The sequence below is a fragment of the Micromonospora sp. S4605 genome (genome assembly GCF_003176715.1).
Taxonomy (GTDB): domain Bacteria; phylum Actinomycetota; class Actinomycetes; order Mycobacteriales; family Micromonosporaceae; genus Micromonospora; species Micromonospora echinaurantiaca.
This window is the reverse complement of sequence record NZ_QGSW01000230.1, coordinates 1-9,766: the sequence shown is the minus strand read 5'-3', so window position 1 is coordinate 9,766 and position 9,766 is coordinate 1. Positions and strand designations below refer to the sequence as shown.

At 73.3% G+C, this 9,766-nt stretch carries 8 protein-coding genes; 3 read left to right on the top strand and 5 right to left on the bottom strand.

The annotated features are described in order from the left end of the window. Positions 1-165 precede the first annotated feature (165 nt). A complete protein-coding gene (locus tag DLJ47_RS19760) occupies positions 166-1,089 on the top strand; it encodes a cyclase family protein (protein ID WP_109901478.1) in 924 nt (307 codons plus the stop codon). A gap of 174 nt (positions 1,090-1,263) precedes the next feature. Here the strand turns inward: DLJ47_RS19760 and DLJ47_RS19755 are convergent, their stop codons facing one another. Continuing rightward, positions 1,264-1,839, bottom strand: a complete 576-nt coding sequence (locus tag DLJ47_RS19755) for a hypothetical protein (protein WP_109901476.1) — start codon at positions 1,837-1,839, stop codon at positions 1,264-1,266. Beyond that, a complete protein-coding gene (locus tag DLJ47_RS19750; protein ID WP_109901474.1) occupies positions 1,839-2,879 on the bottom strand; it encodes a S66 family peptidase in 1,041 nt (346 codons plus the stop codon). Before DLJ47_RS19750 ends, DLJ47_RS19755 begins: the two co-directional genes overlap by 1 nt. Before the next feature lie 171 nt (positions 2,880-3,050). On the opposite strand from DLJ47_RS19750, the gene ppc reads away from it, so the two are divergent. Then, on the top strand, positions 3,051-5,837 hold the full coding sequence (gene ppc, locus DLJ47_RS19745) for a phosphoenolpyruvate carboxylase (protein WP_109901472.1): 2,787 nt from the start codon (positions 3,051-3,053) through the stop codon (positions 5,835-5,837). A 151-nt stretch (positions 5,838-5,988) separates the two neighbouring features. On the opposite strand, the gene DLJ47_RS19740 is transcribed toward ppc, so the two are convergent. Then, positions 5,989-6,744: a hypothetical protein gene (locus DLJ47_RS19740; protein ID WP_109901470.1), complete on the bottom strand. Its 756-nt coding sequence runs from the start codon at positions 6,742-6,744 to the stop codon at positions 5,989-5,991. A gap of 53 nt (positions 6,745-6,797) precedes the next feature. On the opposite strand from DLJ47_RS19740, the gene rmuC reads away from it, so the two are divergent. Further along, positions 6,798-7,976 (top strand): DNA recombination protein RmuC, encoded by a 1,179-nt coding sequence (rmuC, locus tag DLJ47_RS19735; RefSeq protein WP_109901468.1) that lies wholly within the window; start codon positions 6,798-6,800, stop codon positions 7,974-7,976. A gap of 99 nt (positions 7,977-8,075) precedes the next feature. On the opposite strand, the gene DLJ47_RS19730 is transcribed toward rmuC, so the two are convergent. Next, on the bottom strand, positions 8,076-8,540 hold the full coding sequence (locus tag DLJ47_RS19730; RefSeq protein ID WP_109901466.1) for a hypothetical protein: 465 nt from the start codon (positions 8,538-8,540) through the stop codon (positions 8,076-8,078). Between the two features lie 97 nt (positions 8,541-8,637). Then, on the bottom strand, positions 8,638-9,627 hold the full coding sequence (locus tag DLJ47_RS19725) for a 4-hydroxy-3-methylbut-2-enyl diphosphate reductase (RefSeq protein ID WP_109901480.1): 990 nt from the start codon (positions 9,625-9,627) through the stop codon (positions 8,638-8,640). Positions 9,628-9,766 lie beyond the last annotated feature (139 nt).

Here is a 9,766-nt window from a genome sequence, read left to right as displayed (position 1 = left end):
CCGCCAAGACCGTGCTCGATCCTGGATGTAGTGGCCTCCGACACGCAGCGAGGCCACTACATCCAGGAAGTTGCGCGATCTTGACCGGCGGACGCCATCGGGGTCGGCCGGGAACGCGACCAGGGGAGCTTGACCGGGTCGGCGGCTTCATGATCGGGTTTGTTCATGGGTGAGGAGTGGCGGGCGCAGTTCGACGCGGAGGTGAGCTTCGCCAACGGCGGCGGGCTGCGGACGGACGGGTTCCGGCTGGACATCCCCGGCCGGGAGATCAGCGACGCCGACCTGGGCGCGCTCCTGGTGCGGCACCTCGGCCTGTTGATGGTCGCCGAGGTACGGATCAGCAACAAGACGATCATCCAGGAGCCGCACAAGGGCGGCCGCGGCGTGGCCGCAACCGACGGCGCGCCGACCGGCGCCGGTCGGCGGCTGGTGGAACTGAGCCACGTGATCAGCGACGGCATGGTCACCCTGCCCGGCTGGCCGGCGCCGCGGATCGGTGACTGGCTGACCTTCGCGGCGTCCCGGGCGAACTACGCGCCGGGCACCGAATTCCGGGTGGCCCGGGTCGACATGATCGCCAACACCGGCACCTACCTGGACACTCCCGCGCACCGCTGGGCCGACGGGGCCGACCTGACCGGGGTGCCGCTGGACCGCCTCGCCGACCTGCCCGGCATCGTGGTGCGGGTGCCCGCCGGCACCCGGGCGATCGACCGGCTGATGCTGGCCCCGTACGACGTCGCCGGCCGCGCGGTGCTGCTGCACACCGGCTGGGACGCGCACTTCGGCACCGACCGGTACGGCGCGCCGGAGGCGCCCCACCTGACCGGGGAGGCCGCTCGGGCGCTGGCCGAGGCGGGCGCGGCGCTGGTCGGCATCGACTCGATCAACATCGACGACATGGGCCCGGCGGCCGGCGGCGAACGCCCCGCGCACAGCAGCCTGCTCGCCGCCGGCATCCCGATCGTGGAACACCTGACCGGCCTGGGTGAGCTGCCGCCGGACGGCTTCCGGTTCACCGCCGCCCCGCCGCGGGTCGCCGGCATGGGCACCTTCCCGGTCCGCGCCTTCGCCCTCGTCGACGCCTGAACAGGAACCAGGCCGGGGCACCGGCGTACGGGCTGATCGGCGGAGAAGATCGGCGAGGTGGCGGTATCCGCCACGCACGGATACCGCCGCCTCGTCGAAGGCGCACCCGGCGCCGGTGTCTTCGTCCGCGACCGGAACGCCTGACGACTCACTCTGCCGCCAACGTCGAAGGAATCAGAAGCCGTGCTGGCTAGGGCCGACAACGGCCAGGCCGGCCTGCCGAGCCAGCCATTCGGCGCGCTCCGCCTCCCCCTCACGACCACCGACGTGCACGAAGACGGTATGCCGGTCGGCCGGCTCGGTCGCCCAGATATCGGAGGCATTGAATACCAGCTGGACGTGCGCGTGCTTGACCTGCCTCCCGAGGTCGAGGCAGCACACCGCCGGCCAGCCGTTGTGGCACCAGTCCACGTGCGCCTGGTCGGACCCGATCGTCTCCACCAACCGGTCCTCGATGAGGCCGAGCCCATACACCTCCACCGTCACGTCGACCAGCGGGTCTGCCGGGTCCTGCGGCCCGGTCTCCTGCTCGCGGGCCGCGTCCACCCACATCCGGTCCTCGCCGCCGCCATCCAGCCAGTGGCCGTAGGCCTCAAGGTAGCGTGGCAGGCCCGAGTGCCGCCCGGTACGCGCCCACAGCTGAACCTCCGTGTTCCGCAGGTCGGCCACGCTGAGCAGGTGGCCGACGGCGTGCAGCGCCCCGCCGATGTCCGACGTATGCAGGATCGGGTACGCCCGCGAGTTGCTCATCAGTAGCGGACCGAGATGCGGCGGTCGAGGGCGTCGACGCGGATCTCGCCGCCGTACGGCACGATCAGTTGCGGGTCGGTGTGGCCGAGGTCGACGTCGAAGACCAGCACCGCGTCCGGGGCGTACTCGGCGAACGCCCGGGTCACCGCCGCCCGCTGTTCCGCCGCGTACGCCTGCCGCTGCTCGGGGGTGTGCGGCCGCGCGAAGTCCCAGGCCTTGGCCCGGCCGACCACGGCGGCCGGGAAGGTGGCCAGCAGGCCGCGCTCGCCGAGGTTGCGCAGGATCCGGTAGACCTCGGTGCCCGGCGGCAGTTCCTCGGAGGTCTCCATCAGGAGGACCGAGCCGGCCAGCTCGGCGGCCGGGGCGACCCGGTCGGCGGCGAGCAGCCAGTGCAGGATCTCCAGGTTGCCGCCCCAGGTGCGCCCCTCGACCACCCGCTCGGGTCCCTGCCAGCTCCAACCGGTGCCCGGGCACATCAGCGGCTCGTCCGCCAGCGACGCCGGGTCCTGCCAGTCGTTGGGCTGGTCGCCCCACTCCGGCGCCGGGGTCAGCTCGTACCAGCCGGAGGTGAACAGGGCGGCGCGCAGCGAGTCGAAGGTCAGCGGGTGTGGCGAGCCGGGCCGGCCGAGGTGCACCAGCACCGACCCGCCGTGGTAGCTCACGATGCCCAGCCGGTGCAGGTGGTTGAGCACGTTGGTGTTGTCCGAGTAGCCGTAGTAGGGCTTCGGGTTGGCCCGCAGCACCGCGTCGTCCAGGTGCGGGGTGACCGTGATCAGGTCGTCGCCGCCCACGGTGGCCAGCACGGCGGTCACCGACGGGTCGGCGAAGGCGGCGGTCAGATCCCGGGCCCGGTCGCGCGGGTCGGCGCCCGTCACCCGGGTGGTCGGGTACTCCACCGGTTCCAGGCCGAACTCCTCCCGCAGCCGGCGCAGGCCCAGCTCGTACACCTGGGGGAAGAGACCCGGCAGGCCGGCGGAGGGTGAGACGACCGCGACCCGGTCGCCGGGTCGCGGCTTGGGGGGATAACTGAGCGACGTCATGATCGAACGCTAACCGGCCGGTCGAGCGGTTTCCGGCCGGCGAAGAAGCATGAATCCGGCGAATCCCGTCATAGGCTGAGGTTCGGGCCCCCTCCTTCCCGCCGGGGCCACGCGGATACGATCCAGGGAGTCGGACAGCGCTGTCCTTCGTACTCGCGTAAGGAGCGCACCGTGACCGACCAGCACGACCACGACGGCCCCGACGCCGCCCTGCGGGCCGACATCCGCCGCCTCGGCACCCTGCTCGGCCAGACCCTGGCCCGCCAGGAGGGCCGCCCGCTGCTCGACCTGGTCGAGGAGATCCGCGCGCAGGTCCGCTCCGACGCCCCCACCGCGGCCCGGCGGCTCGGCAGCCTGGACGTCACCACCGGGACCAAGCTGGCCCGGGCCTTCTCCACCTACTTCCACCTGGCCAACATCACCGAGCAGGTGCACCGCGCCCGCGACCTGCGCCGCCGCCGGGCGATCCAGGGCGGCTGGCTGGACCAGGCGGCCAAGATGATCGCCGAACGTGGGGTGCCGGCCGAGGAGATCGCGGCGGTCGCCCGCCGACTGGCGGTCCGGCCGGTCTTCACCGCGCACCCCACCGAGGCGGCCCGCCGGTCGATCCTGTCCAAGCTGCGGGCGATCGCCGACGAGCTGGACGCCGAGACCGCCAACGCGATCCTCTACGGGGCCAGCGACGAGGGGCCGGCCAACCGCCGGCTGGCCGAGCTGCTCGACCTGATGTGGCAGACCGACGAGCTGCGGCTGGACCGGCCGGACCCGACGGACGAGGCCCGCAACGCCATCTACTACCTGCGCGACCTGTACGCGGAGGCCGCACCGCAGGTGCTCGACGACCTCGCCGACACGCTGCGCACCCTCGGCGTGGAGACCTCGCCGACCGCCCGGCCGCTGACCTTCGGCACCTGGATCGGCGGCGACCGGGACGGCAACCCGTTCGTCACCCCGACGGTGACCCGCGAGGTGCTGACCATCCAGCACGAGCACGGCATCGCCGCCACCGAGAAGGCGATGGACCATCTGATCAACGAGGTGTCGGTCTCCCGCCGGCTGCGCGGGGTGTCGCTGGACCTCTCCGCCAGCCTCGCCGCCGACCTGGACGCACTGCCCGAGGTGGCGCCCCGGTTCCGCCGGGTCAACGCCGAGGAGCCCTACCGGCTCAAGGCCCGCTGTGTGAAGGCCAAGCTGGCCAACACCCGGCAGCGGCTGCGGCAGGGCACCGCACACGTGCCGGGCCGGGACTACCGCGGCTCGGCCGAGCTGATCGCCGACCTGGAGCTGCTGCGCGCCTCGCTGGCCCGCAACTCCGGCCAGCTCACCGCCGTGGGCCGGCTCGCCTCCACGATCCGTACGGTCTCCGCGTTCGGCCTGCACCTGGCCACCATGGACGTCCGCGAGCACGCCGAGGCGCACCACGCGGTGCTGGCCCAGCTCTACGGGGCCGTCGGTGAGGTCTCCGACTACCCGTCGCTGACCCGGCTGGAGCGCACCAAGCTGCTCGCCGACGAGCTGGCCGGCCGCCGGCCGCTGTCCACCCTGGACACGCCGCTCACCGAGGCGGCGCGCAAGACGTTCGACGTGTTCGGCACCATCCGGGAGGCGCAGGACCGGTTCGGCACCGAGGTCATCGAGTCGTACATCATCTCGATGACCCTCGGCGTGGACGACGTGCTCGCCGCGGTGGTGCTGGCCCGCGAGGCCGGGCTGGTCGACGTGCACAGCGGCCGGGCCCGGATCGGCTTCGTCCCGCTGCTGGAGACCCCGGCCGAACTCAACGCCGGCGGTGACCTGCTCGACGAGCTGCTCTCGCTGCCGGCGTACCGGGCGCTGGTGGCCGCCCGCGGGGACGTGCAGGAGGTCATGCTCGGCTACTCCGACTCCAACAAGGAGGCGGGCATCACCACCAGCCAGTGGTCCATCCACCGGGCCCAGCGCGCGCTGCGCGACGTGGCCGCCCGGCACGGCGTGCACCTGCGGCTCTTCCACGGCCGGGGCGGCACGGTGGGTCGCGGTGGCGGGCCGACCCACGAGGCCATCCTGGCCCAGCCGTACGGCACCCTGGACGGCGCGATCAAGGTCACCGAGCAGGGTGAGGTGATCTCCGACAAGTACACCCTTCCGTCGCTGGCCCGGGAGAACCTGGAGCTGACCCTGGCCGCGGTGCTGCAGGCGACGCTCCTGCACACCGCCCCGCGGCAGCCCGCCGAGCTGCTGGAACGCTGGGACGCGACGATGGAGCTGGTCTCCGAGGCGGCGTTCCGGTCGTACCGGTCGCTGGTCGAGGACCCGGACCTGCCGGCGTACTTCTGGGCGTCGACGCCGACCGAACTGCTCGGCGCGCTGAACATCGGCTCCCGCCCGGCGAAGCGGCCGAACACCGGAGCCGGGCTGGCCGGCCTGCGGGCCATCCCGTGGGTGTTCGGCTGGACGCAGACCCGGCAGATCGTCCCGGGCTGGTTCGGGGTCGGCTCCGGGCTGGCCGCGGCCCGCGCCGAGGGCCGCGCCGACGTGCTGGCCGAGATGCACCGCAACTGGCACTTCTTCCGCACGTTCCTGTCCAACGTGGAGATGATGCTGACCAAGACCGACCTCAGCATCGCCCGCCGGTACGTCGAGACGCTGGTGCCGAAGAAGCTGCACCCGATCTTCCACAAGATCGAGCAGGAGTACGAGCTGACCCGGCAGGAGGTGCTGGCGGTGACCGGGTCGCCGGCGCTGCTGGACGGCTCGCCGGTGCTCCAGCGCACCCTCGCCGTGCGGGACACCTACCTGGAGCCGCTGCACCACCTCCAGGTGGCCCTGCTGCGCCAGTACCGCGACTCCGGCGCCGCCGGCCGAGCGGTGGCCACCGCACCGGGTGGCCGACGCGCCCCGAGCGACGGCACCGCGCTGGAGCGGGCGCTGCTCACCACGGTCAACGGCATCGCCGCCGGCATGCGCAACACGGGCTGAGCCGGCGCCGGCCGGTCCGACCGCCCCTCCCGGACGCATGCCTCCCAGGTATCAAGCTCGTCCTGAGTGTGGGCCACCGGTCAAACGAGATCGCCGCTGGCAGCGCCAGCGGTGAGCCTGGGCCGAGGATCAGCCGGTGGCGACAGCAGGCTCAGAAGTCACCGCCACCGAAGTCGCCACCACCGAAGTCACCGCCACCGAAGTCACCGGCCTGGTCACCACCGACGTCGCCGCCCTGGTCGCCGTGGTCGGCGCCCTCGGCGTAACCCTCCTGGTAGCCCGCGTCGTAGCCGTAGCCCGGGTCGGCGAACGCCGGCGAGAAGAGCGCGTCGGCGATCAGCAGGCCGCCGAGCACGCCGGCGCCAGCGCCCAGCGCCGTCTTCCACCACGGGGTGGAGTACCAGCCGGCCGGCACCGGCCGGCCCTGGAATCGCCCACCGGGGTAGTAGTAGGGCGTGTCCCGGCCCGGCTGCGGGCCGGCCTTGAACGTCTGCCCCTGCACCTCGACCTGGCGCTCCCTGGTGAGCTGCCCGGCGCCCGCCGCGGCGGCCAGCGGGGGCAGCTCCGGACCAGGGTCGATGCCGAGCGCCACCCGGGCCGCCCGCGCGTACGCGAGCCCCTCCAGCGCGGTCTCCCGGGCCAGCCGGTACTGCTGGACGGTGCGAGCCTGCTCCAACTGCCCGCCGGTGGCGTTGTAGCGCTCCCCGGCGTCGACCAGCGCCTGGCGGACCGCCGGGTCGTCGCCGTGCAGGTTCATCACCTGACCACCCAGCCGCTCGTACCAACGCTGGGCGTCGGCCCGCGCGTCGGCCAGGTCCCGCTCCTGCCGGGCCGCGCTCTCCCGCCGCCACCACAGGAACGCGCCGAGCAGCAACGCCGCCAGGATCACCACCAGCAGAAGTTCCATGGCCGGAAGGTACCCGCACCGCCGACGTCGTACTCTTCTGGCAAGCTCCGGGGGTGGACTTCTCGACGCTGGCCGTGGTGGTCGTCTGCCTCGCCGCCGGTGGCGCCCTGGGCTGGCTCGCCGCCCGGTCCCGTGCCGCGGCCGAGATCGCCCGGCTGGACGCCACGCTGCGCGCCACCCGCGAGGGCGAGGGCCGGCTGGAGCAGTCCATGCGGGCGCTGAGCTACGAGGCCACCGCGCAGTCCCAGGAGGCGGTCGCCCGCGCGGTCGCCCCGCTGCACGACACGCTGCGCCGCTACGAGCAGCGGGTCGCCGAGCTGGAGCGCGACCGGGTCGACGCCTACGCCGAGCTGCGCGAGCAGGTCCGCGCGATGAGCACCGTCTCGGGCGAGCTGCGCACCGAGACGAAACAGCTGGTGGCGGCGCTGCGGGCGCCCCAGGTGCGGGGCCGCTGGGGGGAGCACCAGCTGCGCCGGATCGTCGAGGCGGCCGGCATGCTGGAGCACTGCGACTTCGCCGAGCAGGTCACCGCCGCCACCGACCACCAAGGGGTCCGCCCCGACCTGGTGGTACGCCTGCACGGCGGCCGGTCCGTGGTGGTGGACGCCAAGGCACCCTTCGACGCGTACCTGACCGCGATGGAGGCGCGCGACGAGCGCGGGCGGGACACCCACCTCGACGCGCACGCGAAACACCTGCGGGCGCACGTCGACGCGCTGGCCGCGAAGTCCTACTGGGCCGCGTTCGACAGCACCCCCGAGTTCGTGGTGCTCTTCGTGCCCGCCGACCCGTTCCTCGACGTCGCCCTCCAGCGCGACCCGACGCTGCTGGAGCACGCGTTCGCCCGCAACGTGGTGCTGGCCACCCCGGCCACCCTGGTCGCGCTGCTGCGTACGGTCGCCTACTCCTGGCGGCAGGAGGCGCTGGCCCGCAACGCGGTGGCGGTGCACTCGCTGGCCCGCGAACTCTACGGCCGGCTGTCCACACTGGGCGACCACGTCGGCAAGCTCGGCGCCTCGCTCAGCGGCGCGGTGACCGCGTACAACCGGGCGGTGGGGTCGCTGGAGGCACGGGTGCTGGTCAGCGCGCGCAAGCTCGCTGAGCTGGGGGTCTCCGACCAGGAGCTGGCCGCGCCGGCGCAGATCGAGCTGGCACCCCGCCAACCGCAGGCGCCGGAGCTGCTCGACACCGCCGACGCCGACGTCCCCCCGCTCCGCGCCTCCCTGGATTGACCCCACGCGGGGCGCGCCGCGGCGCCGGCGGGTCGCTCGGCGGGCCGCACCGCGGGGCGGCCACGGCGCGGGGCGGGTCGGGCGAGGCCCGGCCGGGCGTCAGCCGCGCCGGGCTGACTCGACCAGGAACGGGATGCCCTGCTGGCAGGTGGTCATCATGCCGGGCTGGGCCCGGCCGGTGACGCTCACCTTCGCGCCCACCGCCAGCACGTCGCGCGGCCCGCCGATCAGCAGGTAGCCGTCGAGCAGCCGGCAGTTGGGCTCCACCCCGGCGGCGACCGTGCCGGTCAGCGTGGTGTCGCCCACCGGCGGTGGCGGGGTAGGCCCGCCCGGGCGCTTGGTGCCCAGCGGCGGGTCGGGAATCGTCGGGTCCACCGGGTCGTCCGGGACCCGGGTGCTCGGTGACGGGCTGGGGCTCGCCGGCGTCGGGTTGGGCGGGCTGGTCGCCGGTTGCGCTCCCGTCGGGCTGGGGCTGGAGGTGCCGTCGCCGCCGTCCTGGCCGCCGCAGGCGCTCAGCGCCACGCAGACCACCAGCGCGGAGAGGGCGAGCCGAAAGGTCCTCATACCCGTATCGGACGCAACGGGGCCGGCTGCCGTTCCCGGCCTGGCCGGGCGGCCGACCGTTCCGCGCCGTGCACCGCCGGCACCTCGGCCGCCGCCGTCAGCCGCGGGCCGCCGCGGCGGCCTTCATGTCGCGCTTGAGCTCCTGCGGCAGCGAGAAGGTCAGCCGCTCGTTGGCGGTGACCACCTCCTCGACGTCGGTGAAGCCGCGCGCGGCGAGGTGGGTGAGCACCTCCTGGACCAGTTCGTCGGGGACACTCGCGCCGGAGGTCAGCCCGACCGTCCGCGCCCCGGCCAGCCACGCGTCGTCGATCTCGTCGGCGAAGTCCACCAGGTGTCCGGCGCGCGCGCCGGCGTCCAGGGCGACCTCGACCAGGCGTACCGAGTTGGAGGAGTTACGCGAGCCGACCACGATCACCACGTCGCAGTCGGGGGCGATCTCCTTGACCACGTGCTGCCGGTTGGAGGTGGCGTAGCAGATGTCGTCGCTGGGCGGGGACTGGAGCATCGGGAGCCGCTTCTTCAGCCGGGCCACCGTCTCCAGCGTCTCGTCGACCGACAGGGTGGTCTGGGAGAGCCAGACGACCTTGTTCGGATCGCGGACGGTGATCTTGTCGGCGTCCTCCGGGCCGTCGACCAGCTGGATGTGCTCGGGTGCCTCGCCGGAGGTGCCGATGACCTCCTCGTGCCCCTCGTGGCCGATGAGCAGGATGTCGTAGTCCTCGGCGGCGAACCGCTTGGCCTCCTGGTGCACCTTCGTGACCAGCGGGCAGGTCGCGTCGATGGCCTTCAGCGACCGCGCCTTCGCCTGCTCGTAGACCTCGGGGGCGACGCCGTGCGCGGAGAAGATGACGGTGGCGCCCTCCGGCACCTCCTCGTTCTCCTCCACGAAGATCGCGCCCTTGGCCTCCAGGGTGCGCACCACGTGCTTGTTGTGCACGATCTGCTTACGCACGTAGATCGGGGCGCCGTAGAGCTTGAGCGCCTCCTCCACGGTCTGCACCGCGCGGTCGACCCCCGCGCAGTAGCCGCGGGGCTTGGCCAGGAGCACGCGCTTGCCGGTCCGGGAAGTCGCTTCAGCCTGAGTCACCCGCCCATCGTACGTGCCGTCCCGGCGACCCACAGCGCGCCCGACCTTCGTTGATCATGAGGTTGGCGGCACCTTCCGCGATCGACATCACCGCCAACCTCATGATCAACCGAGGGATGGTCGGGGGTGGGCCGTAGGG

Bases quoted from the DNA above. Each gene is read 5' to 3' on its own strand.
- DLJ47_RS19755 (WP_109901476.1), bottom strand. From the start codon at position 1,839: ATGAGCAACTCGCGGGCGTACCCGATCCTGCATACGTCGGACATCGGC.
- DLJ47_RS19760 (WP_109901478.1), top strand. From the start codon at position 166: ATGGGTGAGGAGTGGCGGGCGCAGTTCGACGCGGAGGTGAGCTTCGCC.
- DLJ47_RS19750 (WP_109901474.1), bottom strand. From the start codon at position 2,879: ATGACGTCGCTCAGTTATCCCCCCAAGCCGCGACCCGGCGACCGGGTC.
- DLJ47_RS19740 (WP_109901470.1), bottom strand. From the start codon at position 6,744: ATGGAACTTCTGCTGGTGGTGATCCTGGCGGCGTTGCTGCTCGGCGCG.
- DLJ47_RS19730 (WP_109901466.1), bottom strand. From the start codon at position 8,540: ATGAGGACCTTTCGGCTCGCCCTCTCCGCGCTGGTGGTCTGCGTGGCG.